Source organism: Alistipes sp. D31t1_170403_E11 (assembly GCF_015553985.1).
GTDB classification, from domain to species: Bacteria; Bacteroidota; Bacteroidia; order Bacteroidales; family Rikenellaceae; genus Alistipes; species Alistipes montrealensis.
This window is the reverse complement of record NZ_JADNHQ010000001.1, coordinates 183079-208692: the sequence shown is the minus strand read 5'-3', so window position 1 is coordinate 208692 and position 25614 is coordinate 183079. Positions and strand designations below refer to the sequence as shown.

At 58.1% G+C, this 25614-nt stretch carries 15 protein-coding genes and 1 riboswitch; of the genes, 4 read left to right on the top strand and 11 right to left on the bottom strand.

Annotated features, from left to right (window positions below; translation table 11 throughout):
* Nucleotides 1-162 precede the first annotated feature (162 nt).
* The 11 genes from I2E69_RS00810 to I2E69_RS00760 form a co-directional block, all read right to left on the bottom strand.
* Nucleotides 163-2466: a TonB-dependent receptor gene (locus I2E69_RS00810; protein WP_195458251.1), complete on the bottom strand. Its 2304-nt coding sequence runs from the start codon at nt 2464-2466 to the stop codon at nt 163-165.
* 41 nt (nt 2467-2507) lie between these two features.
* A riboswitch (TPP riboswitch) is annotated at nt 2508-2602 on the bottom strand.
* A 722-nt stretch (nt 2603-3324) separates the two neighbouring features.
* On the bottom strand, nt 3325-4380 hold the full coding sequence (locus tag I2E69_RS00805; protein WP_195458250.1) for an aldose epimerase family protein: 1056 nt from the start codon (nt 4378-4380) through the stop codon (nt 3325-3327).
* Nucleotides 4380-5912 carry a glutamate--tRNA ligase gene (gltX, locus tag I2E69_RS00800; protein WP_195458249.1) on the bottom strand — a complete coding sequence of 511 codons (1533 nt, stop codon included), beginning with the start codon at nt 5910-5912 and terminating at the stop codon, nt 4380-4382. Before gltX ends, I2E69_RS00805 begins: the two co-directional genes overlap by 1 nt.
* A gap of 39 nt (nt 5913-5951) precedes the next feature.
* Nucleotides 5952-7052, bottom strand: coding sequence for a redox-regulated ATPase YchF (ychF, locus tag I2E69_RS00795; RefSeq protein WP_195458248.1), 1101 nt, complete (start codon nt 7050-7052; stop codon nt 5952-5954).
* A 195-nt stretch (nt 7053-7247) separates the two neighbouring features.
* Nucleotides 7248-8954 carry a four-carbon acid sugar kinase family protein gene (locus I2E69_RS00790; RefSeq protein ID WP_195458247.1) on the bottom strand — a complete coding sequence of 569 codons (1707 nt, stop codon included), beginning with the start codon at nt 8952-8954 and terminating at the stop codon, nt 7248-7250.
* Between the two features lie 143 nt (nt 8955-9097).
* On the bottom strand, nt 9098-10267 hold the full coding sequence (locus I2E69_RS00785) for a TlpA family protein disulfide reductase (RefSeq protein WP_195458246.1): 1170 nt from the start codon (nt 10265-10267) through the stop codon (nt 9098-9100).
* A 9-nt stretch (nt 10268-10276) separates the two neighbouring features.
* Nucleotides 10277-11680 (bottom strand): RagB/SusD family nutrient uptake outer membrane protein, encoded by a 1404-nt coding sequence (locus I2E69_RS00780; protein WP_195458245.1) that lies wholly within the window; start codon nt 11678-11680, stop codon nt 10277-10279.
* 13 nt (nt 11681-11693) lie between these two features.
* Complete coding sequence (locus I2E69_RS00775) at nt 11694-15191, bottom strand: SusC/RagA family TonB-linked outer membrane protein (RefSeq protein ID WP_195458244.1); 3498 nt, start codon at nt 15189-15191, stop codon at nt 11694-11696.
* Between the two features lie 35 nt (nt 15192-15226).
* Nucleotides 15227-16372 (bottom strand): FecR family protein, encoded by a 1146-nt coding sequence (locus I2E69_RS00770; RefSeq protein WP_195458243.1) that lies wholly within the window; start codon nt 16370-16372, stop codon nt 15227-15229.
* 73 nt (nt 16373-16445) lie between these two features.
* The gene (locus tag I2E69_RS00765) at nt 16446-17015 is read right to left on the bottom strand and encodes an RNA polymerase sigma-70 factor (RefSeq protein ID WP_195458242.1); all 570 of its coding nucleotides are present in this window, start codon (nt 17013-17015) and stop codon (nt 16446-16448) included.
* Between the two features lie 183 nt (nt 17016-17198).
* On the bottom strand, nt 17199-18116 hold the full coding sequence (locus I2E69_RS00760; RefSeq protein ID WP_195458241.1) for an endonuclease/exonuclease/phosphatase family protein: 918 nt from the start codon (nt 18114-18116) through the stop codon (nt 17199-17201).
* A 171-nt stretch (nt 18117-18287) separates the two neighbouring features.
* Here I2E69_RS00760 and I2E69_RS00755 point away from each other — a divergent pair, with 171 nt between their 5' ends.
* The 4 genes from I2E69_RS00755 (at nt 18288) to I2E69_RS00740 (ending at nt 25610) form a co-directional block, all read left to right on the top strand.
* On the top strand, nt 18288-18863 hold the full coding sequence (locus I2E69_RS00755; RefSeq protein WP_195458240.1) for an RNA polymerase sigma factor: 576 nt from the start codon (nt 18288-18290) through the stop codon (nt 18861-18863).
* A 113-nt stretch (nt 18864-18976) separates the two neighbouring features.
* Nucleotides 18977-20209, top strand: a complete 1233-nt coding sequence (locus I2E69_RS00750) for a FecR family protein (protein ID WP_195458239.1) — start codon at nt 18977-18979, stop codon at nt 20207-20209.
* 43 nt (nt 20210-20252) lie between these two features.
* A complete protein-coding gene (locus I2E69_RS00745) occupies nt 20253-23711 on the top strand; it encodes a SusC/RagA family TonB-linked outer membrane protein (protein WP_229095311.1) in 3459 nt (1152 codons plus the stop codon).
* 12 nt (nt 23712-23723) lie between these two features.
* Nucleotides 23724-25610, top strand: coding sequence for a RagB/SusD family nutrient uptake outer membrane protein (locus I2E69_RS00740; protein ID WP_195458238.1), 1887 nt, complete (start codon nt 23724-23726; stop codon nt 25608-25610).
* Nucleotides 25611-25614: the final 4 nt, after the last annotated feature.

Below are 25614 nucleotides of genomic sequence, written 5' to 3'. Positions count from 1 at the left end.
CTTGCAAACCCGCGAAGGCGCCCGTTTTAGCGCAGCCGAGCGACGCTCCCGCGAAAGCGACATACGGATGGTTTTGGTACTTTTGCCACCAAAAGTACATAAGCACACCACTCGCAGACTGCGGTTTCATACTTTTGCCACCAAAAGTACATAAAACCCCCGTCAGAACCGTACCGTGACGTTAGCCAGCACGTTGAGCGGAGCCTGCGGGAAGTAGAAGGCCTCGTCGATACGCGCGGGCGTCGGGCCGCTCCAGGTGTCCATGTACGAATAGCCGTAGCCGTTGCTCTCGTACTCCGTGCTGAAGAGGTTGTTGATCAGCAGGCCCAGCCGCACGCTGCGGGCCGAGCGGGTGCGGAACGTGTAGGCCAGGTTGAGGTTGGTCACACAGTAGGCGTCGAGCGACAGGGCGTCGTTCTCGTTGTTGGTGAAATACTGTTTGCCGACGTACTGGGTGTGCAGTACCGCTTCGAATCCTTTGTGGTGGAAGTCGAGCAGCAGCCCGGCCATCGACGAGGGTGAGTAGGCGATGGTCATGTCGCCCAGGTTCTGGTCGTAGGTGGGGCTGTTTTTCAGCGCGTCGACGTAGTTCTCGATGCGGTTCTGCGAGAAGGTGGCGTTGGCCGATGCCGTGAACCACCCGGCGATTTTCCATGCCGCCGAAAGTTCCACGCCGCGGCGGTAGCTGTCCGGGACGTTGACGTTCAGGGCGTCGTCGCCGTCGTTGACCATGCCCGTCGGGACGAGCTGGTCCTTGTACTTCATGTAGTAGAAATTGACGCCCAGCGAGAGGCGCGGTGCGGTGTAGGTGTAGCCCAGTTCGTAGTCGTAGAGCTTTTCGGACGAAGGCGCAGTCTGGTCGGCGGCGAACTTGTACCGGTCGGTGAAGTCGCTTCGCGTGGGTTCTTTCTGCGCGACGGCGAACGAGAAGTAGAAGTTGCTGCGCTCGCCGAGCGTGTAATTCAGTCCGGCGCGGGGGTTGAAGAAGTGGTAGGTCTCGTCCACGTCGATGGGCTGCATGCCCACCTCCTCCGAGACGAAGTTGTCGTTGACGCCCCAGGTCTGGTAGCTGACGTAGCGGTATTGCAGGTCGCCGAAGAGCCGCAGTCCCTTGGCCACGGTCCACGATGCGCGGGCGAAGAGGTTGGCGTCCTGCTTGTCCACGTCGTTGTCGTACCAGCGTCCCCCGATCTGGCTCTTGTCCAGTCCGTCGACCCAGTCGAGCACGCCCCAGTGGGGGCAGGAGTAGTAGCTCCACGAACCTCCGAACGTGAGGTCGAGGTTCTTTACGGAGTAGGCCGCCGAGGCGTTCAGGCCGCCCAGGTGGTTGCGCATGATCTTTTCGCGGATCAGGTCGGCCTGCTCGATGTCGGTCTCGAGGTTGAGGTATTCGGCCAGCGTGCGCCCGGCCTTGTATTGCTTGTAGTAGCCGTAACCGTAGGTGTAGAAGCCCGTGGCGTTGAGCGTCCACTTCTCGTTGAAACGGTGGCTCAGCACCAGTTGGTTGTTGATTTGCAGGTAGTTGTCCGTCTGGTCGTCGTAATAGCCTACCGTCGCGCGCTCGACCTTGCCGTCGTCCATGTAGTAGTAGGAGTGGGGCCCGCTGGAGGTGTAGTACATGCCTTCGGTGTGGAACCGGCGGCCGTTGAGGCGCATCTGTTCTTTCGTGGCGCCCGTGTAGGTGAGGCCGGTCTTGGCCTTGCCGCCGAAGGAGACGAGTTTGAGCATCGTGTTGCCGTTGTAGTAGGCGCCCTGGAACATGTAGGATTTGAGGTCCGTGGCTCCGCGGTCGATGTAACCGTCCGAGCCGATATGCGTCAGGCGGGCGTCCACGAGCCAGTGGCCGCCCATCAGCCCCGAGTTGACGTGCACGGCCTGCTTCGAGGTATTGTACGAACCGTAGGAGAGCGACGCGTCGCCTCCGAATTCGGTCTGGAGCACGTCGGTCGACATGTTGATCGCGCCGCCGAAGGCGCCCGTGCCGTTGGTCGAGATGCCTGCGCCGCGCTGTACCTGGATGGTCCCGACGGCCGAAATCAGGTCGGGCGTATCGTACCAGTACATCGAGTGCGAATCGGGGTTGTTCATCGGCACGCCGTTGATCGTGACGTTGAGGCGCGTGGCGTCCGTGCCGCGCAGGCGCATCGAGGTTCCGCCGATGCCGATGCCGGTCTCGTTGGTGGCGATCATCGAGGGCGTCAGGGCCAGCACCGACGGAATGTCGAATCCGTAACTGTTGCGGGCGATCTCGCTGCGCGTGATGTCGGAATAGGCTACGGGCGTGTTTTTCGAGGCCCGCGTGGCGGTCACTTCGACCTCCTGCAAGCGGTACACGCGCAGCGAATCCGCTTCGGTGCGGCCCGTCGGGCGCGCCGCCTCCGTGCGTGTGGTTTCGGCCTGTTCAGCCCTCAGTTGTGCGGCCGGGCAGAGCGCGGCAGCCGCAAGAATCAGAAAAATCCTTTTCATCGTTAAACTTTTTGAGTTAATAGACTGAAAAGGGGTATGTGTTGTTGATTACGCTTCGTCCCGGTCTCGGCATTACCCGTCTCCGGTTCAATGGGTATAATCTCAGCCTGACAGTAAGGCACCCCTTTGAAATATCGGGGCAAAGGTAGCAATTAAGAATTAAAAATTGAGGATTAAAAATTAAAAATTATTTGTTTTGTCGGTATGTTGTTGTCTGTGAGTGTGTTGCCGTGGATGTTGCGTCTGTTCCGTTCGCCCCGGCCGCACGCACTGAACGCACTGAACGCACCCGTGCGGTGCGTGCGCTCGCTTGGGATCTTCCTGTATCTCCGCTCCGAGATGAACGACGGATCGCCAAGCGATTCGGGCTTTCTTTGTACTTTTGGTGTCAAAAGTACCAAAACCATCCGCATATCGCTTTCGCGGGACCGTCGCTCGGCTGCGCTAAAACGGGCGCCTGACGCGGGTTTGCAAGCAAACCGGCCCCGTTTTTTAACGCTTTGCCTTCGCTCCGTTCTTTTTCCGCTGCAAGCGATAATGCGGACTACTCACGCCGCCAACAGCGGCGAATGATCCCGACTCGATGCCGTAGCCGTAATACGCAGGGCGGACTAAAAGCGCGAGCGGAGGGGACGGTTTGTTTACAAACCCGCGAATAGTCGCCCGGAGCCAGCGTTAGGCCGCCCGAAGTAGGCGGAGGCGTCTGTCGGGGAGTTTTTGGTACTTTTTGCGGCCAAAAAGTACATAACGTTTGCGGGCAGACCGCAATTAATTGCCGACCAAAAAGCGGCAAAGAACAGTCCGCAAAAAAAGCCCCGTCCGCAGGGGACGGGGCTTGTAGGTGCGAGAACCGCGTTTTCAGAACGTTCCGAAGCGGAAGACGATCTTCTGGCAATAGGTCTCGCCGGGATTGAGCAGCGGCGAGGGAAACTCGGGATGGTTCACGGCGTCGGGGTAGTTCTGGCACTCCATCGCCACGCCGTCGTAATCGGCATAGCGGCCTCCCGACTTGGTTTCGGGGCATCCGCCCGCGAGCCAGTTGCCCGTGTAGATCATCACGCTGGGCTGCGACGAGAGCACCGTCACCTTGCGCCCCGACCGGGGTTCGCGCAGTTCTCCGACCTCGCCCAGGATGTTGGGTTTCCAGCCGTCGATGGCAAAGGGGTGGTCGTAACCCTTAAAATCGCGGATGTGGTTGAACTCCGACGAGATGCCTTCGCGGAAGGACCGGAACTCCGAAAAGTCCTGCGGGGTTCCCGCCGCGTCGAGCAGTTTGCCCGTCGGGATCTGTTTGTCGTTCATTTCCAGAATCTTCGAACTGTTCAGGCGCAGTTCGTGGTCGAGGATCGACCCGCTGCCTTCGCCCGCGAGGTTGAAGTAGACGTGGTTGGTGAGGTTCACGACCGTCATCTTGTCGGTCCGGGCCAGGTAGGTGATCTCCAGCGCGTTGTCGTCGTCGAAATCGAAAACGGCCTCGACGCACAGTTCGCCGGGGTAGCCCTGGTCGCCGTCCTCCGATAGGAGCGACATCACCACGCGGTTGGTCTCCACGCGGCTCTCCCATACGCGGTTGGCAAAACCTTTCGTGCCTCCGTGCAAGTGGTTGGGCCCGTTGTTGACCTCCAGCGAATACTCCTTGCCGTCGACCGTCATGCGCCCGAAGGCGATGCGGTTGGCGCAGCGTCCCACGCTCTTGCCCGAGGCGGCTCCGTCGAAGAAGTAGCCTTCGGGGTGTTTGTAGCCCAGCACCACGTCGGCCATGCGGCCCTCGCGGTCGGGCATCGTCACGGCGACGATCGCCGCGCCGTAGTTCGAAAGCTGCACTTCGGCGCCTTTGTCGTTGCGCAGCGTGTAGCGGATAATCGCTTCGCCTTCCGGGGTCATGCCCCAGACGTGTTGTTCGATAGATACCATTATTCAGCGGGTTTTAAGTTGGTCAGCAGGTTGTCGATGCGGCGCAGGCACTCCTCCTTGCCGATGAACGACGTGACATCGTACATGCCCGGGCCCTTTCCGGCGCCCACGAGGGCCAGGCGCAGGGTGTTCATCACCTGCCCCATGCCGTAACCCTTCTCTTCGATCCAGGCGTGGACGATGCGTTCGGTGTTCTCCAGCGAGAAGTCGTCGATACCCTCCAGTACGCCGCGCAGGCAGCTGAGGATGGCCGGATTCTGGCCTTTCCAGTACTTTTTGACCTGCTTTTCTTCGTACTCCGCGGGAGCCTCGAAGAAGAACGACGTGAGGTCCCAGAGGTCGGTCGTGAACGTCGCGCGCTCCTTCATGATGCCTGCGGCCTTTCCGGCGCGCTCGTCCGAGACCTCGATGCCGTGTTCGCGCAGGATCGGCTGGTAAAGCGTCGCCAGTTCGGCGTCCGTCTTGTGGTGCATGTACTGGGCGTTGAACCATTTGGCTTTGTCGGGCTGGAAGCGCGCCCCCGATTTCGAGACGCGTTCGAGCGAGAAGTTGTCGATCAGCTCCTGCATCGAGAAAATCTCCTGCTCCGTGCCCGGGTTCCAGCCCAGCAGGGCCAGCATGTTGATGAACGCCTCGGGGAAATAGCCGTCCTCGCGGTAGCCGCGGGCGGTCTCCCCGGTCGGCGAAGTCCAGAAGAGCGGGAAAACGGGGAAGCCCATCTTGTCGCCGTCGCGTTTCGAGAGCTTGCCGCCGCCCGTGGGTTTCAAGAGCAGCGGCAGGTGGGCGAACTGCGGTTGCTGCTCGCTCCATCCGAAGGCTTTGTACAGGAGGTAGTGCAGGGGCAGCGACGGCAGCCACTCCTCGCCGCGGATGACGTGCGAGACCTCCATCAGGCGGTCGTCGACGATGTTGGCGAGGTGGTAGGTGGGCAGTGCGTCGGCCGATTTGTAGAGCACCTTGTCGTCCAGCGTCGAGGTGTTGACCTCCACGTGGCCGCGGATCAGGTCGTCCATCTCGACCACTTCGTTTTCGGGCATTTTAAATCGGATGACCCACTGGTCGCCGCGGTCGATGCGCGCCTTCACCTCTTCGGCCGGCAGCGCGAGCGAAGTGGCCAGTTTTTCGCGCACGGCATAGTTGTAGGCGAACGCCTCGCCGCGCCCTTCGGCCTCCCGGCGCAGGGTGTCCAGTTCCTCGGCGGAGTCGAACGCGTAGTAGGCCCAGCCCGCCTCGACGAGTTGCAGGGCGTATTTGAGGTAGATTTCGCGCCGCTCGCTCTGGCGGTAGGGGGCGTGAGGGCCTCCGACGCCGACGCCTTCGTCGATCTCGATGCCGCACCATTTGAGCGATTCCAGGATGTAATCCTCGGCGCCGGGGACGAACCGCTGCGAGTCGGTATCCTCGATGCGCAGGATCATCGTGCCCTTGTGTTGGCGGGCGAACAGGTAGTTGTACAGTGCCGTGCGGACGCCGCCGATGTGCAGCGGTCCGGTGGGGCTGGGTGCGAAGCGCACCCGAACAGGTCTTGCCATAGCTCTATCTTTTGTTTTTTACGATCCCGGTTTGCGGCGTCAGACGTTGAACAGGAAGTGCATGATGTCGCCGTCCTGTACGATGTACTCCTTGCCTTCGATCGACAGTTTGCCCGCGTCTCGGCAGGCTTTTTCCGACCCGAGGGTGGTGTAGTCGTCGTACTTGATGACCTCGGCGCGGATGAATCCCTTCTCGAAGTCGGTGTGGATGACACCCGCCGTCTGCGGGGCCTTCATGCCGCGCAGGTAGGTCCAGGCACGGGTCTCGTCGGCTCCGGTGGTGAAGAACGTTTCGAGGTTCAGCAATTTGTAGGCCGATTTGATCAGGCGCGCCACGCCCGACTCCTCCAACCCGAGGTCTTCGAGGAACATCTGGCGCTCCTCGTAACTCTCCAGTTCGGCGATGTCGGCCTCCGTCGCCGCCGCGATGATCAGCATCTCGGCCTTTTCGTCCGCGATGGCTGCTTTCACGGCTTCGGTGTAGGCGTTGCCCGTCGCGGCGCCCTTCTCGTCGACGTTGCAGACGTAGAGCACGGGCTTGTCGGTCAGCAGGTTCAGGTCGGCGACCAGCTTGCGGTCCTCCTTTTCGAGTTCGACCGTGCGGGCCGAAAGACCCTGTTCCAGCGCCGCCTTGTATTGCAGCAGCAGTTCCACGGTGCGTTTGGCGTTCTTGTCTCCGCCCGAGGTGGCCTGCTTCTGGGTCTTGGACAGCCGGTTTTCGACGGTTTCGAGGTCCTTCAACTGCAACTCGGTGTCGATAATGCCTTTGTCGCGCACGGGGTCGATCGTGCCGTCGACGTGGGTGATGTTGCCGTTGTCGAAGCAGCGCAGCACGTGGATGATCGCATTCGTGTTGCGGATGTTGCCCAGGAACTTGTTGCCCAGGCCTTCGCCCTTCGAGGCGCCCTTCACCAGACCCGCGATGTCCACGATCTCGATCGTCGTCGGAACCACGCGCTTGGGGTTGTCGATCTCGGCCAGGCGGATCAACCGCTGGTCGGGGACCGTGATCACGCCCACATTGGGCTCGATGGTGCAGAAAGGAAAGTTTGCCGCCTGCGCCTTTGCATTGGACAGGCAGTTGAAAAGGGTCGATTTACCCACGTTCGGCAAGCCGACGATGCCGCATTGTAACGCCATATTGTATTGTTGTTCTGTTATGATTCGGTTCCAAAGCCTGCCTCCCGCACTGCCGCACGACCGACAGCCGACGCATCGGCGCCGGCGGCCGTCCGACGATGCAATGTCCGGACACAGACGCGCAAAGATACGAATTTCTTTTCAGAATACACCGGATTTTTTTAATTGCGGCTTCCGGCCTGCGTTTTGGCCGGGCTACACGGCTGCCGCTCCGGACCTGGGGCTGAGTTTGTCGACCAGCCGCCGGAAAAGGTCTTCGCTTCCGTTGTTGCCGCCGTTGATGTAAAAGGTCCGGTATTCGGTTTCGCCTTCGTACCTGAAGCGGCATTGAATGACCCCCGGGATCAGGTGGCCGCAGTAGTAGAAACGCCGTATCCCGAGGCCGTAAAGCACCGAGTAGAGGGCCGTGTCGCTCCCGACGAAGAGGAACCAGTTGTTGCTGTTCCGGATTTTTTCGATGATCCGCGCGAAATACCGCAGGGCGGTGTCGCGCTTCTCCAGCGAGGGGTATTTGGTGCTCTTGTCCTCCCAGAATTCGGTCGTGAGGATGATGTTCGAGCCTTTGCGGCATTCGGCCACCATCTTGTTTTTCTTCTTCTCGGCGATTTTGTCGGAGTCTTTGCTGTCGAACTCAGAGTTGTACATCATGAACAGCGACATGTCGATGTCGTTGTGGATGTACTGGACCTGTTTTTTGGTGATCGTCGAGAGCGACCCGACCACGATGACGCCCCGCTCTGCCGGGGCGATCGCGGGCTTTTCGGCGGCGGGGTTCATGGCCGCGTAGGTGCGTATCAGCACGTTGATCATGCTGGCCGAGAGCTTGTAGAATATCTTTTCCGTCCGTGCGTCGAGGCCCACCAGCACGTTGAGCACGCTGACCGAATCGTTCTCCGCCACGGAGTCGAACACCAGGGCCTTGATGCCGTCCGCCGCCGCAAGGTAGCGGTCGCAGATTTCGTTTGCCGGGAGCGATCGCAGCATTTCGACATCGACCAGCCCTACCTGGTTGCGTCTGATGCGCCCGCCGGTCTTCTTTTCCAGCCACAGGGCGATGTTCGAATTCCCGTATTCCAGGCCGTTGAAATAGCAGTATTCCGATTGGTGCATCGGCTCGAAACGGTTCGGACAGACGATATACTGGGTTCCCCATGCTGTGATCCGGCCCTCCTCGACGTAGGCCGGAACCAGGATTTCGAGGTCGAAATCGCCCGTTCCGCCCACCGCTCCCCGGTGTTCCGATTCGTAGTTCGACCGCAGGCATGAGTCGATTTTCCCGATGATCCGGTACGGCCGGCCGTGTTTGCGGAAAAACTGCTCCAGCGCGGCGCAGATTTGCTGGTTGATGACCCGCGAATGTTCGGCGTCGAGCCGCCGGCTGGGCGTGGCGATGAAGAAGATGCCGTGGCCCAGGATTTCGTCCCGGTTCTCCTCGAAGTAGGCGAGCAGTTTGCGTTCGGTGATCTGGTCCTCGATGGCGTAGACCGGGATGGTGGCGTCGCAGTTGAAGCCCACGGGGTCGTCCTCGATGATGACGGTGGTTTTGCGGGCGAAGAAATCGGCGATCTCCGGGGCGATCTCGGTCGTTCCGGCCTGCTTGGTGGGTTCCAGGTAGTCGATTTCGTACAGCGGACGGCGCAGCCGCATGTTGATCTTCCGGCGCAGCGAGAGCCGCCGCGACCCCAGGCGGAAAAACGGAGGCCGGAATTTCGGATGCCAGGGCCTCAGTCCGTTGATGCGGATCAGGGCGCCCAGGCTGACGATCACCAGTACCGCCAGCGTCCACAGGTAAACGGCCAGGGAAAAATCCAGCATCCAGTTGACGATGGTCACCAGGGCTATGGGGAGGCTCAGCACCCCGCCTATGAGGGTCAGCGTATGCCAGATACTGTTTTCTTTCATAATACGATCGGGTTAGTGCGTAGTTGGTCTCCGACAAAAATAGTCAAAATTCCGCAAAATCCCGAATCGGGACGACGCCGGAATCCGGAATATAAAAAAGCACCCGAGCCGACGGGTGCTTTCCGGAAATGACTGTGAACTTTTTATTTTTCGGCTATAGTTTTTTCGATCTCTTCGCAAAGCGTCTTTTCGGTCGTCGCGCCCAGTCCCATCTGGACGTAGCGCAGTTTGCCGTCCTTGCCGAAGAGCATGAAGGTCGGCCAACCGTTGACGCCGAAGGCGAGTGCGGCTTCGCGGTTGCCCAGTCCCACGGTGTAGCGGATGCCGTATTTGGCCACGAACCGGGTGATGTATTCCAGCTCCGGGTCGTCGTTGTTCAGGCCGAAGACCGTGAGGTCGGGATACTTCTCGTACAGCCGGTTTACGACCGGAATCGCCGACCGCGAAGCGCCGCAGCCTATCGTCCAGAAAAGGATCAGCGTGGGTTTGCCTGCGAACTCACTTCGGTCGATCGTGCCTTTTCCGTCGACGACGGCCGAGAACGCCGGCATCGGACTTCCCGCGGCCAGTATGTCATACTTGATGCGCTCGTAGGGTTTGGCTTCGGGGAAATCAGCGAACATCCACTTGCGGTCTGTTTCGGGCCGGTTGAAGACATAGTCCATGTAATGGACCATGTCGTAACTGCCTGCATCGTTGGCCATGCCTTCGCCGCGCAGCAGGCCGTCTTTTTTCGAGAAGACGAATTTGTAGCCAAATTCCCGCGGCATGTCGGCCGGGATTTTGTAAAGGCTTTCGCCGTAGATGCTCTTGTTTTGCAGCACGACGCTGATCTGCCGGCATTTGAGTCCGTCGATCACCGTGTCGGCGAGCAGTGCGATCCGTGCCGTGGTGTCGGCCGCGATCTTCGGGAAAACCCGCGCGAACGAAAACGGCGTCCCGGCATATCCCGTGATCGGAATGAAGGGTTTCAGGATGGGGTAGGTTTCGTAATCGTTCTTTTTCAGATACGTGTAGCTGTCGCGCAGGCCGATGACGAAGAGTTCTTTGCCGTTGTAGATGACGCGCGAATCGGCGCCGGTCGCCTGAAACCGCATGCCGATGATGGTGTCCGCGGGGTTCGGCTCGGCGTAGATTTCCAGCGTTTCCGTGCCGGTGTCGCGCTCCGAGACGGCGTTGAATTTGATCGCCGAGGCTTTCGACCCCAATACGGATTGGGAATACTCCGTAAGGTATTCGGCAGCGGTTTTGTCGTTTTTGCAGCAGGCGGCCGCGAGCAGTCCGCATGCCAGTGCAAAGAGAATTTTTTTCATATCGAACAGTTAATAGTTTTGCGTGAGATTGGGGTTGTAGTTGACGGCGTTCTGCGGGAAGGGGAATATCCACAGCGGCGAGTCGGGGCGCAGTTCGAACTCCTGCCCCAGCAGGTTCTTGCGGAGCGTCTCCTTGTAGGCGTCCTCGGTGTTCCAGCGCTTCAGGTTGACGAAATTGCGGTACGAAAACCAGTTTTCGGTGCGGGACAACTGCCTGAGGTAGGCGAATGCCTGCATCGGGTCGGAGGCCGACAGCGGAGTGTAGGGGTCGATGCGCTTCTCGCGGACGGTGTTGATGACGTTCATAGCCTCCAGCAGGTCGTCGCCCTTGTTCGAACGGATCAGGCATTCGGCCCGGGTCAGGTACATGTCTACCGTGGTCAGTCCGCCCGTGGTCATGTAGTATTCGTTGTTGTCCCACATCGTGAGTCCCGGGACGCCGTAGATGATCAGTCCGATGGGGAAGCCCGATTCGTCGATTTTGGGGAAATGGTTGAACGAGATGCTTCCCGGTTCGAACTGCGCCATTATCTCGTCGGTGTAGGCATGGATGTTCGGACGCTCGAAGAACATGGTGAACAGGTCTTCCTGGCAGTCGATCTTCGGGCGGACGAATTCGCCGTCGGCCAGCGGCCGCTGGTCGTAAATGAAGTCGTTGACGGCGAGGCTCGCTTCGGCGGCCTGGAGCGCTTCGGGGAACCTGTGCATCGACATCAGGGCCTTGGCCTTCACGGCGTAGGCGAACGCCTTGCCGACGCGCATCGTGTTGATGGGTTTGTCGGGCAGGCTGTTGAGCTGCAGTGCCGTTTCCAGGTCGGCGAGGATGTTTTCGTAGACCTCGGCGACGGTGCTTTTGGCGCATGGAACGTCGAGAGCTTCGTTCTCTTTGATGTAGGGCACTCCCGGATCGTCGGCCGCCGTTTGGGGGTTGTAGGCCTTGGCGTAGAGGTTTACCACGATGTAGTGCATGTAAGCGCGCAGTACGTAAGCCTCGGCCTTGAGCCTGTCGGCCATGTAGCGGTCGCCCGCCGCGGCGTCGACCTTGGCGATGACGGCATTGGCTATCTTGGCGTTGATCGAGTAACACTCCGAGTAGGTGGCGTCGGCGTCGGTCAGCGAGGCCCGCTTTTCAGACAGGCTCTCGTCCCAGGTGGCGAGGATGCCCGTAAGCGATTTTTCCTTGGCGGAGAGCAGGTTGGGGATGTTCTCGGTGTAGGGGAGGATGTCGTTGGCCATCAGCATGACGGTGCGGAATGCAAATCCCCGCTGGCGGTATTCGTAGTTGAGCAGCATGTCGAGGTCCTCCACCCGGCTGAGCACGTTCTTGCCCTTGGGTTCGATCTCGGTGAATGAACTGCAGGCGGAGAGTCCCACTGAGAGAACGAACAGAATGCTGTATGCTATTTTTTTCATGGTCGGGTCTGGTTTAGAAATTGAAATTGATGCCGAAAATATAGGAGGTCAGTTGACGGATACCGCCCGTTTCGGGATCGATGCCTACGTCGTTCTTCACCCACAGGGCTTTGGGATTGTCGATCTGGAACCGGATGCTGGCGCTGCGCATGCCCAGTTTTCGGGCGAACGACTGGGGAAGGTCGTAGCCCAATACGACGTTGCGTAGTTTCAGGAACGCCGCAGGGCGTACGAAGGCGTCGGTGTATTGGATGTTCCCAGTGGTCGACTGGGAGGAATACTGGCCGAATCCGGGAACCTGCGTGTCGGTGTTCTCCGGGGTCCAACTGTCGTTCAGATAAGAGGGGAAAGCCCTGTACTGCAATCCCGGCATACCGGAGGGCTGTAATGCGCGCAGGTAATGGCCTCCGTAATATACGAGCAGGAAACTCAGGCTGATGCCTTTGTAGCGCAGCGTATTGCTGAACCCGATATTGGTTTTGGGGTCTTCCGAACCCGAATAGACCACGACTCCCATGTCCGTACTTTTGAGGCTTTCGGTCGTGGTGGTTCCGTCGGCTTTGTGCCAGGCGGGAACGCCTTTGCCGTTTACCTCCTCTATGCCGGCGTAGGGCAGCGAGAAAAGGCCGTTTACGGGGTAACCCACCCTCAAACCGCCTGTTACGAGCGCATAGGGCGTCGTGGCATCTTCGTCCACGCGCGTAATCTCGTTCTTGACAAAGGTGAGGGTCAGGGCCGAGGTCCAACTGAAGTCGCGCCGCTCGTTGGGGCGGAACCAGTCGTAGGAGAGGCTGGCCTCGACGCCGTTGTTCAGCAGGTCGGCATAGTTCATCACAATCGATTCATAGCCCTTTGTGCAGTCGATGCGCATGGTGTGGAAGATGTCCTTGCCGCGTTTGCGGTACCAGTCGAGCGAACCGCTCAGACGGTTGTCGAAGAGCGTGAAATCCAGACCGGCGTTGACCGTGACGTTTTTCTCCCATTTGAGTTTGTCGTTGCCCGGAGCCTCGATAACGGCCATCGGGAGTTTGGTCACCTCGTTGTAGAGCGTCGAGTTGGCCGTGGTGAAACTCGTGGCGTCCTGGTAGATGTTACCCGTCACGCCGTAGCTGACGCGCAGTTTCAGGAAGTTGATCCGGCGGCTGTTTTTCAGGAACGCTTCGTTGTGGATGTTCCAGCCTGCACCTACCGACCAGAGCGGCTTGCCGCGGAATTCGGTAGCCAGTCCGAACATGTCGGCGTAGTCCTTACGGAACGATGCGAAGGCGTTGTAACGCTCGTCGAAAGTATAAGTGGCGTTGAAATACCCCGAGGCGTAACGGTGGCGCTCCTCGTTGAGCAGGCCGATGGCCGATTCGATGTAAGGCTTGTAAATCTGGTCGCGGGCCAACAGGTTTTTGCAGAAGAAGGTGGTCCGTTCGTAGTTGGCCAGGTCGACGTAGCTCACGCTGGTGGTTGCCTGCGCCTGGTTCTGGTCGTCGTAGCCGAGCATCAGGTTGCGCGTGCCTTTGATGCGGTTTTCGCGGAACTCGAAGCCGCCGATCACGTCTACGGTGTGTTTGCCGAAGGTCCGCGTGTAGCTGGCCTGTGCGCGGAAGGTCCAGTTGTCGGTGTTGCTTTGCGTCGTGGCGAGTTTGCCGCCGCTTTTGGGCAGCAGGCAGGAGTAGTTGTCGCCGTCCTTGGTCGTATAGACATTCTTCATGTAGCGCATGATGAAACTGTCCGATTCGGAGTAGGCCGAGGAATTTCTGCGGTCGATTTCGTAGATGAACTGGGTGCTGAGTTTGAGTCCTTTCACCACGTCGAAGTCGAGTTTGGTCTGGAAACGCGTGTAATTGCGCGAATTGTTGATGCGGTCTTTGCCCAGTTCTTCCACGTGGTTGAAGAGCATGCTTTGCAGTTCGGGCGTCGTTTCGATCAGATCGTCGTAGGGGTTGTACTCGGCGGTGGTGTAGTAGTTCAGCGAACCGTCGTCGTTGAGCAGGCGCATGTAGGCCGGGACGTTGAACGGGTCCGAGGCATATTTGCTGTTGCTGCTGTTGGCCGAGTTGATGATGTTGTTGACGCCGAAATCCATCTTCATCCATGGAGTTATCTGGTACATGCCTTTGTAGAAAATGTTGAACTCGCGGTCGTAGGCCTCGATGAGCCCCGAGTTGTCGTGCTTGAAGTTGAATACGAGGTTCGACTGGAATTTCTCGCCGCGGCTGCGCAGGGCGATGTTGTATTGCTGCAACAGACGATGCTTGAGGGCCTTTTCTCCGAATTGCCGGGCGAAGTCGTTGCCGCGCAGCTCGTTCAGCCGGTCGTCGAGCTGCTTCTGGTCGATCGCCCCGGTCGCTTTCTGGTAGTAGGCATATTGTACGGGGGATATTCCGTATCCGTTCTTGATGTTGTTGGAGAATGTTTCCGTGGGGTTGTCTATCTCGCCGTTGCTATTGAAAAAGTACCAGTCGGAGTAACCGGCTTCGATGTTGACCTGCTCCGCCGGAGTGAGGTAGAAGTTGTCCGCATAGTCCATGTTCTTCTTTTCGTAAACGGTCAGGTTGGCCGATACGTCCACCGTCAGCGAACCCTGTTCCCGGGCTTGCTTGGTCGTGACGACGATGATGCCGTTCGACGCACGTACGCCGTAGATGGCCGTCGCCGCAGCGTCTTTCAGGACGGTGATGTTTTCGATGTCGTAGGGGTTCAGGTCTTCGAGTTTGCTCTCCACGGGAAGTCCGTCGATCACCAGCAGCGGCGATGTCGAAGCGTGCAGGCTGCTCAGTCCGCGGATGGTCGTATTGCCCTTGTAGGTCATCAGACCGGCGATGCGGCCTTCGAGGTTGTCCGTCACATTGGGACTGTAACTGACGGTGAGGTCCTTGGCGTTGAGCGAAATGGCCGAACCGGTCATCTTCTCCTTCACGATGGTCTGGTAACCCGTCCGGACGACCACCTCTTCGACGGCTACCGAGCCGGGTTCCAGCCGGATGTCGAATTTGTCCTGGTTATGGACCGCCAGTTCCTTGGTTTCGAGGCCCAGGAACGAAACGGCCAGTACCGAACCTTGCTGCACGCGCAGTTGGAACTGTCCCTGTCCGTTGGTCGTGGTTCCTTTGCTCTGGCCCTTGACCAGCACCGTAGCTCCGGCGAGGGGCTTTCCGTCGGCATCCCGCACGATACCGCTGATCGTGACGATCGGAGCGGGACTTTTGGCCGGGACTTTTTTCCGGGCGATTACGATGGTCCCGTTGACGAACGACCAGTTCAACGGCGTATTTTCCGTCAGGCGGTCCATCACTTCTTCGATCGGAGCGTTTTCGAACGTGTAATCCCTGCTGGGAATCTGCTGGAGATCCTCCTTCGAAAATGAAAATTTGTAGCGCGTAGTCGCCATAATCCGGTCGATCACCTGTTCTGCCGGAGCCTGCTTCACCTTCAGGGTAATCCGCTGTTGCGGAACCTGTGCCGGCAAGGTACTGGAAACGGTCAGGCATAGGATGAGAAAAAGTAGAGTTTTCTTCATGCGTACTGAATTTAAGGGTTAATGTTGGGATTATCTCAGAATGTGATGTAGACGGTTTTGCCTTCGGCCCGGTAATGCAGGGCGGTGACTTCCTGCAGGATTTCCATGACGTGCGTGAAATCGCTCCGGCGGTCGCATTGCAGCGTGATGGCGTTGAACCGGGCTATGGCCGCGGGATCGCAGACGATCCGGATGTCGTACCATTTGGAGACGGCGTCGAAGATCGTTTCCAGCGGTTGCAGTTTGAAGTCGAACATGCCGTTGGTCCAGGCGCAGCAACCCGAGGGGTCCTCCACGTCGTGGAGCGAGAGTGTCCGGTTCGCCCGTTCGAAAACAGCCTGCTGTGCGGGTTGCAGCAGCACCTTCTGCTCTGCGTCGGCCACCGAGAGCGAGCCCTCGACCAGCGTTACCTGCGTCTGGTCGACATCCAGGTAGTTGCTGACGTTGAAACGGGTTCCGAGCACCGTGATTTCGAGCCGGTCCGCAGTCGTGACCGTGAACGGTTTCGAGGGGTCGTGCGCCACGTCGAAGAAGGCTTCTCCGCTGAGGGTGACGGCGCGGTCTTCGCCGACGAATTCCGACGGGTAAGCGATTACTGTCTCCGAATTGAGCCATACCGTCGTTCCATCCGACAGCTGCAGACGGTATTCGCCGCCTTTGGGAATCTCGATCCGGATCTGTTCGGGTGGCGTCGGTGCGCTGTCGGGCGCCTGTTCCCGGGCGGGAGCGGCCTCTTCAGCCACGAATTTCTTCCATTCGTTGTCCTGCTCCTTGTCGCTGAGCAGGACCTGCTTACGGTCGCCTACGGAGAGTATGGCCTGCGTCGTTCCGGCGGTGATGTGCAGGGCCGATTGCTCGTCGGGAACCGGAACGTCCGGACGGTTCAGCGTCCAGATTCCGAGCATGGCCACTACGGCGGCAACGCAGGCTGCGGCAGCCCGGAGACGTCTCCTGCGGCCGCTTTTGCACTTGGCGCGGAGCCTGAACCGCTGCCACGAGGCGTCCAGTTCACTGTCGCCGAGTTCCAGCTTCTCGATGGGTTCGGCGTAGTGCTTCCGGACGGTTTCGTAGAAATTCCGGTGGCTGTCGCTTTCGGCGAGCCACTGCTCCAGCTCCTGGCGTTCCCGGAGACTCAGGGTCCCGAGAACCGATTTTTTGAGTATGTCCCAGTTGATAATCATGGAGGGATTGCTAAAATCTTTTATTAAAAGAACAACAAGCCCCGCCGAATCCGGTACAGCGAATCGAAAAAAATTAAAAATCGGGCCCGTCGTAAAACAATACGATGGTCATGATCGTGAGAAGATTATTGCGGAAGAAGCGGAACGCGCGTTTGATGTGAGTCTCTACAGTTTCGGGCGAAATGCCGAGTTGCAGGGCTATCTCCGTGTATTTCAGCCCTTCGAAATAGCGGAGTATCAGCACCTCGCGCTGTTTGGGCGGGAGCATGTCGAGGCATTTGCGGACCCGTGCCTGCGCCTCTTCGTCTTCGCGGCCCCAGCCGGAAGTCTCGGAGAAAAGCAGCGCCTCGACAAGTTTTTGTTTGTTACGGTCTTCGACTCCTTTGTGCTTCAGGTAGTTGAGACATTCGTTCTTTGCCAGCCGCAGCAGGTAATTCCGGGCGTTGTCCGGTTGTGGCAACCACGACGGCCTGCGCCACAGTTTCCAGAAAACATCCTGTGCGATATCTTCTGCCGCAGCCCGGTCCATGACGAAGGAGTACGCGAAATTGAGGATGTATACATAGTAACTTTTGTATACACCTTCAAAATCACGGTCGGGCGGATTACCCCTCCCCGTGTCCGATTTGTCGCGTATTTTCACCTTTTTGACCTAACCTGATGTTGCAAAAATAGAAATCTTTCGTCATGTCCGGAACTTTTCAGACTATTTTTTTATTTTCCCGCGGCGTCCGGACACAGGGCAGGGCCGTTTTATACCTGGGAATGCTGCCCCAACAAAAAAACCTCCCCGCAGGGAGGTTCGTTGTTTTTATCCGTTTCCGGTCTATTCGGCCAGCGACCATTCGATCACGACCGGGAAATGGTCTGAGGGGTATTTCTGGTTGTAGCTGCTGTTGACGATGCGCCATGAGGCGACTTTCGAGTCTTTCGGCGTGATGAAAATGTGGTCGATGCGCGATGCGTTGGCCGGGGGCGCCGAGATGTATTTGTAGCCGTTGTAGGTGGGCCAGTTTGCGTTGGTTTTGGCCGGGCAGCGCGTGTAGCTGTCGGCGAGGATGCCCGATCCGGCGATGGCCTTGTAGGGTTCGGTGTTCTGGTTCGAATTGAAGTCGCCCGTGCAAAAGGCCGGTTTGTCGCCGGCGATTTCCCGCACTTTGGCAACCAGCAGTTTGGCGCTTTCGGCTCGGGCCGTGGTTCCGATGTGGTCGAAATGCGAATTGAAGTGGTAGAACTCCCGCCCGTTTTCCCGGATGCGGAAATGAACCCAGTTGCACATGCGGGGCGAATAGGAGTCCCAGCCTTTGGAGCCCGGCGTTGCAGGTGTTTCGGAGTACCAGAACGATCCCTTGTTCAGCACTTCGAATTTGTCCGTGCGGTAGAAAACGGGATTGTAGTGACGCCGTCTCGCCGTCTCGTCGCCGATGACGTTGTTTCCGACCCAGGCGTATCCGGGCAGGAGCGGTTCGATGTCTTCGATCTGGGTCCGGTAAGGCTCCTGCGCCCCGAAGATGTCGAATTGTTCGCTCTGGAGCAACTGGCGAAGCAGTTCCCGGCGGTTTTCCCACTTGTCGTTTTCGTCGCCCGGGTTGTCGTACTGGATGTTGTAGGTGGCGACGCGGATCGGGGCGAGCCACTTTTTGCCGGGCGTAGGCTCGGGCTCCGGATCGCTGTCTTTCGAACTGCACAGCGAGAGGAGCGGTACGCAGAACAGAAGCAGGCTGAAGAGTGTTTTCTTTGTCATTGTTCTGAGGTGTAATCGGTTTTGGATAATAGACGCGATACGAATATTTTTGTCCCCTTGGAAGGCGAAAATTTGCAGTTTTGCTTTTTTTATTCGATTTTTATCTCCTGATCGGGGGACAAATTGGGCGGTTTCCCGTTATAACGAATAACCGACCAAAATAAAACCCGAATGTTTCGGCTAGGCAAGCACGACTCCAGACGAATTGACCGGCAGTATGCCGAAGAGACCGACGTATACGTTATGTTGTATAACAGTTATGCGGATGCGCTCTATGCCTATGGTATGGGGTTCGGCTTCGATAACGAAACGGTCAAAGATGTCATCCACGACATTTTCCTCGACCTCATGACCCGCCGGGTCGACCTGGGGCGTATCGCCAACATCAAAGCCTATCTTTTCCGGATCGTTCACAACCGCCTGATCGACCTGCATCGCTCGCGGATCGATAAATGCGACCTTTCGGACCGGGAGCCCGGCCTGAGGGTGTCGCTGACCTCGCTCGATGCGATGATCGAATCGGAGCACGTGCTTCGTATCCGGCAGACGATCGAGTCGCTGCTAAACCAACTTTCTCCCAAGCAGCGCGAAGCCTTGCTGCTGCGGTTCGTCTATGAAATGGAATACAACGACATCGCCGTGATCCTCGACGCCACACCCCATGCCGTGCGCAAATTCGTGTCCAAAGGGCTGGGCAAACTGCGGAAGAACAGGGCGTGCGGCAAGACGATGAAGATAGCCACCTGAACCGGCAGGCCCGATTTTTTGCAGCCGAGGGGGACAAAACGGGGCTTTCCCCGTCATAAAGACAACACAGGGCGGCCCAAGCCGCAGAATAAACGAAGATTACTTTCGAATCGATGATAAAACCGGACGATATTCAGAAGCACGTGGCGGAGTTCTTTACCTCCGATCCGAACTTCGTTTTGTGGTGTCTCGATCCCGAGCGGGCGCAGGACAGCTATTGGAGCAACTATACCAAACGCCATCCGCAGGACCTGGTCGAGTTCGAGCGCGCCGTAAGCCTGGTGCGCCGCGTGGGTAAAAACCATCCGGCGCTTCCGTCCGGGGAGAAACAGATTCTGCTGGACCGTATCCTGACCGATTATTATGCCAGGCGTCATTTCGCCGTTCCTTCCCCACGCCGCAACCGTACGGCGTTCTTTGCCGCAGCAGCCGTGTTGGTCGCCGGCATCGTGGCGGCTCTGTTCTGGACGCTGGATTTTGCGGATTCCGGACTGCCTTCGGCCGAGGCCTATGAGAACATCACGCTCGTGACGCGCGACGGCAGCCGCGAAGTGTACGACGACATCGCCCGGATCAGCCTCACGCCCAAAGGCAAAATCCTGATCGACGGCAAGGAGAATAAGGAAAACAAGACGGAGAAGGCGGACCGCGGCCAAAACCGCCGGGAGGTGCACGTACATACGAGCGAACTGGTGGTCCCCAAAGGCAAACGCGCCCATCTGCAACTCTCCGACGGCACGCGGGTGTGGATCAATTCGGCTTCGGTGCTTCGTTTTCCGACCACATTCGGCGATACGCGCGATGTTTTCATCGAAGGCGAGGCTTATTTCGAAGTGGCGAAGGATGCGAACCGTCCCTTCATCGTGCATACCGATCATTTTGCGACCCGCGTCTTGGGTACGTCGTTCGATGTGACGACCGCGCCCCGGGCCGGCGGTTCGTCGGCCGTGGTGCTGGTCGAAGGCTCCGTGGCCATCGACGTGGCCAACGGCGAGTCGGTGACGCTGAACCCTTCGGAACGTTTCTCGATGAAGGACGGCAGTTATTCGGTCTACGAAGTCGATCCCTATAAATACATCAGTTGGAAGGACGGGCTGCTTTTCTTCACGTCGAACACGCTGCTCGAAGTGTTGCAGAAGGTGGCGGCTTTTTACAAGATCGAGATTTCGTGTTCCGGGGAGATCGGGGGACGAAAATGCACCGGCAAGCTGATTCTGTTCGACGACCTGGACGGTACGCTCGACGTGCTCTCGGATATTTTCCGGATCACCTATGTCCGGGCGGCGGACGGTTCGGTGGTGGTGAAACCGGCTCCCGACGACTTTCCCGACGCCGCATATCGCTGAGACCAATTTCCTATCTCAAATACTAACCTAAATTATTTTACTTATGAAGGATCTTTTCTTTGTGAGGAGTAGCTTGACATGCCGTATCCTGCGTATTTTCGCAGTGGCGATGTTGTTGCTTCCGGTGAATCTCCAGCCCGCCCGGGCCTCCCGGCAGGATGCCGGTTCCAGGTCGCTGCTGAGTGTGAAGATGAAGGATGCGACGTTGCGGAGCGTCTTCGCGGAGGTCGAGCGGACCAGCCGTTACGCCTTCATCTACACCGACGACGTGCAGCCGCTGCTCGGCCGCAAGGTGTCGGTCTCGCTCAGGTCGGTGACCATCGACGAACTGCTGTCCGTCGTTCTGAAGGGAACCGAACTGAGCGGACGGGTGCGCGAGAACCAGGTAATCATCTCGAAAACCGCTGTCCGGAAAAACGGGGGCGCCGCCCCTCCCCAGGTGAAGAAACCGGGCGATGAGATTATTCTCCAGGGTACGGTAATTTCCTCGGCCGACAACAAGCCTATCACCGGTGTTTCGGTTTATGTCGAGGGAACGGCGATCGGCGCCACTTCCGACGCCAATGGCAACTATACGCTCAAAATTCCTGCCGGAACCAGACAGGTAACCTTCGCCTTCCTGGGCTACGATACCCGGAAGATCGACGTGGCCGATATCGAGCTTTTCAAGCTCGTAACGCTGTTCGAAGCCTCGAACGTCATGGACGACGTAGTGGTCGTGGCTTTCGGTACGCAGAAAAAGGAGAGCCTCGTAGGGGCCGTGCAGGTCGTGCGGCCCAGTACGCTGAAAGTGACATCGAGTAATCTTTCGACTTCGTTTGCAGGCAAGATCGCCGGCGTCATCTCCACCCAGTCGTCGGGCGAACCCGGCGCCGACGGTGCGAACTTCTGGATTCGCGGCATTTCGACCTTCGGTGCGAACAAATCGCCGCTGCTGATCCTCGACGGCGTGGAGATCGTCTCGGAGATGCTCAACAACATTCCGCCCGAAGCGATCGAGTCGTTTTCGATCCTGCGCGATGCCACCGCCACGGCGCTTTACGGTTCGCGCGGCGCGAACGGCGTGATGATCATTACCACCAAAAACGGCCGCCAGTCGGAGAAAATGTCGATCAATGTCCGCCTCGAATCGGGCATTTCGATGCCTACGCGCATCCAGGACATCGCCGACGGCGTGACCTACATGGAGAACTACAACGAGGCGCTGCGCACGCGCACCCCCACAGGCGAGGTCTACCAGCCGCGTTTTTCGGACGAGAAAATCGCGGGTACGCGCAACCGGCTCAATCCCTACGTCTACCCCAACAACGATTGGTATTCGATGCTTTTCAAAGACTTTACGGTCAACGAGAACATGAACCTCAATGTGCGGGGCGGCGGCAAAGTGGTCGATTACTTCCTCAATGCGTCGATTTTCAACGAGAACGGCATTCTGAAGAAACCTTCGGAGTCGAAATTCGACACCAATATCAATTCGCAGAAATACCTTTTCCAGGCCAACGTCGGCGCACAGGTCACCAAGACCACCCGCGTCAGCCTGAAGATGAATACGCAGTTGCTCTTCTGGCATCGTCCCGTCGAAGAGGTGAAAGACTTGTTTTACTATACGATGCGCGCCAATCCGGTCGCTTTTCCGGCTACCTATCCCCGGGGGGCGGTGGATGATCTCGACGATCCCATATTCGGCAACGCTCCTTCGTGGGACGGCAGTGCCACGGATATCAACCCCTATGCCTTGCTGAGCCGCGGTTACGGGCAGCGCCACACGCAGTACATCACGACGACTTTTTCGGTGGATCAGGACCTCGACTTTATCACGAAGGGCCTGAAACTGCGCGGTATGGTTTCGTTCTACAACAAGACCTATGCGGCGATCTACCGTTCGTTCTCGCCCTATTACTACGAGATGACCGATTACACCGACAACGGCGACGGCACTTACGACTATAACCTCCAAAATATCGGTACGGCCGGATCGTCCTACCTGGGAACCTCTACGGGCCGCAACGGTTACCGGGAGATTTCGCTGCAGGGACAGGTCGAATATTCGCGCTCGTTCGGCAAACACGATGTCAACGCCCTGTTCGTCTACCATCAGAAGGAAAAGGTCGACAACCAGCCGACCAACGACGAATACAAGGTGCTCCCTTACCGGGAGCAGGGGCTCGCGGGACGTTTTACCTACGGCTTCGACAACCGCTATCTGATGGAGTTCAATTTCGGATACAACGGTTCGGAAAACTTTGTTGCCGGACACCGTTTCGGATTTTTTCCCTCGATCGCCGGCGCATGGGTCGTGTCGAGCGAGCCGTTCTGGGAGAAACTCCGCAGCAAGGTGAACCTGTTGAAATTCCGGGTTTCCTATGGTCTCTCGGGTAACGATTACCTGGCCGACAGCAGTAATAATATCGTTCGTTTTCCCTACCTCACGACGGTCAACATGAACAAGGGCCTTTACGTGTGGTTCTCGCCCAACTTCATCAAGCAGACCGGCCACGAAATCATGACCGTGGGCAACCCTTCGGCCACCTGGGAGGAGAGTACGAAACTCAATGTCGGCCTCGAACTGGGCCTTTTCAATGCCCTCACGCTGAATGTCGACGTTTACAAGGAGGACCGCACCGGCATTTTCATGCAGCGGCGTTCGCTGCCCTCGACAATGGGACTTTCGGGCGTTACGCCCTACGGCAATCTCGGCGAGGTGGAGAACCGGGGTGTCGACGTTTCGCTCGAGTACAACAAGGCCTTCAACAAGGACCTGCTGATCTCCGTGCGCGGAACTTTCACCTATGCCCATAACGAGGTGCGGGCCCGGGACGAGGCGAAATACCTGCCCAACGCCTACAATTCCGTGCTGGGCAAACCCGTCAATTCGATCTACGGACTGGTTGCCGACGGACTCTTCACTTCGCAGGAGGAGATCGACAATTCGCCGCGGCAGACCTTCATGCCCGATTACCTGCCGGGCGACATCAAGTACCGCGACCTGAACGGCGACGGCGTAATCGACGCCAACGACCGTACGTCGCTGGGCTATCCCACCGTGCCCGAGATCATGTACGGCTTCGGCGCGTCGGTCAACTACAAACGCTGGGACTTTTCGTTTTTCTTCCAGGGCACGGCGCGCGTCTCGCTGCGGATGTACGACATGCACCCGTTTCGCGACAACCAGTATTCGGGTTTCAACATGACGCAGTACATCGCCGACGACCACTGGTCGGAAGCCGACCCCAATCCCGGCGCCGCCTATCCGCGCCTGGACTACCGTTACAACGCCAACAACACGCAGACCTCGTCGTTCTGGATCAAGAACGGCAGCTACCTGCGCCTGAAAAGCGTCGAACTGGGCTTTACCTACAAGAACCTGCGCGCCTACCTGGCCGGAACGAACCTGTTCATCATCTCGCCCTTCAAATACTGGGATCCCGAAATGGGCAGCGGCAACGGCTTGAAATACCCGTTGCAGCGCGTGGTGAAACTCGGCCTTCAGTATAACTTCTAAAATTCGAGCGACATGAAAAAAATCATATACACATTCCTGTTTGCGTGTGCCGGAGTCCTCGCTTCGTGCGATTTCCTCGACGTGGTCCCCGAAGGGCAGGCGACGCAGGAGGACATTTTCAAGACCTCCAAGGAGGCCCGTAAATACCTCAATACGCTCTACACCTATGCCCCCAATATCGCGGCTTACCGTTACATGCCCGATTTCTGCGCCGGCGACGACGTTATCACCGCCACCAACGGCCAGACCCGCTATTTCCCCTACAAGAGCATGCTTTACAACGAGGAGAACGCCAGCCAGACCTATTACGGACTGTGGGACGCGACGACCTCTTCCCCGTCGGGGCGGACGAATTACGACATGTACAAGGGTATCCGCTACTGCTACATCATGATCGACAACGTCGATGCCGTGCCGGGCATTTCATCGGCCGTGGCCGACGAATTCAAAGGCGAGGCCTATTTCCTGATCGCCTATTACCACTGGGTCCTGCTGACCCACTACGGTCCGGTTATCCTTGTCAGGGGACAACTCGACATGGGGCTTCCCGAAGAGCAGGTTTACGTGGCCCGCAGCCCGTTCGACGAGTGTGTGAATTTCATTGCCGAGACCTATGACCGCGCGGCCGAACTGCTGCACGAATATCCGACGCGTCCCGATGCGGACCTCGGACGGGCTACCTCGGTTGCCGCCAAGGCGATGAAGGCCCGGCTGATGCTCTATGCCGCCAGTCCGCTCTGCAACGGCAACACGGAGTTCTATGCGCGTTTTCGCAACAACGACGGGACGCCGCTGATGAGCCAGACCTACAATCCCGAGAAGTGGAAATGGGCGCTCGACGCCTGTCAAGAGGCTATTACACTGGCCGAGAACAATGGGCACAAACTCTACGAGAGCCCTAATTCGGTTGCCGCGGAGACCGACGCCAAACGCGGCGAGATCAATTACCACGACTGTTTCGTCGAGCCGCTCTGGAATTCGGCCGAGTACCTTTGGGCGATGGGCGACCAGACCGGTATCCAGCAGTTCCAGCGCTATGGCGGAGCGCGCCTGAAACTGCCGTACAGTACCGACGGTTTCTGTATCAACATCGTCCCGACGTTCGAATGCGTGGAGATGTACTACACGCACAACGGCCTGCCGTGGGACAAGGACCCCGAGACGATGTCGATCGATCCCTATGCCTACAACGCCGAAAAGGAGACCGCCAACCTCCACGTTTACAAGGAGCCGCGTTTCTATGCGTCGATTGGCTACGACCGCGGCGAATATGCCGTCAACGGCCAGAAATTCACGCTCAAATGCCGTGGCGGTGAGTTGCAGGGCAGCGTGCTCGACGCTTCGAAGGAGTATCAGAGCTGCACGGGTTACATCCTCAAGAAGTGGATTCACGAACAGTCGGCTTTCAACTACGACAGCAAAACCTGGACTTACCGCCAGTATGCCTATCCCTACATCCGCCTTGCGGAACTCTACCTGAGCTATGCCGAAGCCGACTTCGAATACAACGGATCGCTCAGCGATGTGAGCCTCGGTTACCTGAATAAAGTCCGCAGCCGCTCGGGACTTCCCGATTTCGAGGTTTCGTGGGCTATGGCCGGAGGAATACCCTCGGGCAGCGAACTGCGCAAGGTCCTGCACCAGGAGCGTTCGATCGAACTGCTGATGGAAGGAATGCGCTATCACGACCTGCGCCGCTGGAAAGAGGCCGGCGAGGTGATGTCCAAGCGTCCCAAGGCCTGGAATCTCGACGGCAAGACGGCGGCGGATTTCTACAAGGTTACCACGATGAAGGAGAGCGGCGTACGTACGTTCGAATCCCCGAAAACCTACTGGATGGCCATTCCGCTGAGCGAAATCAATATCAACTACAACCTCGTCCAGAATCCCGGTTACTAACCTT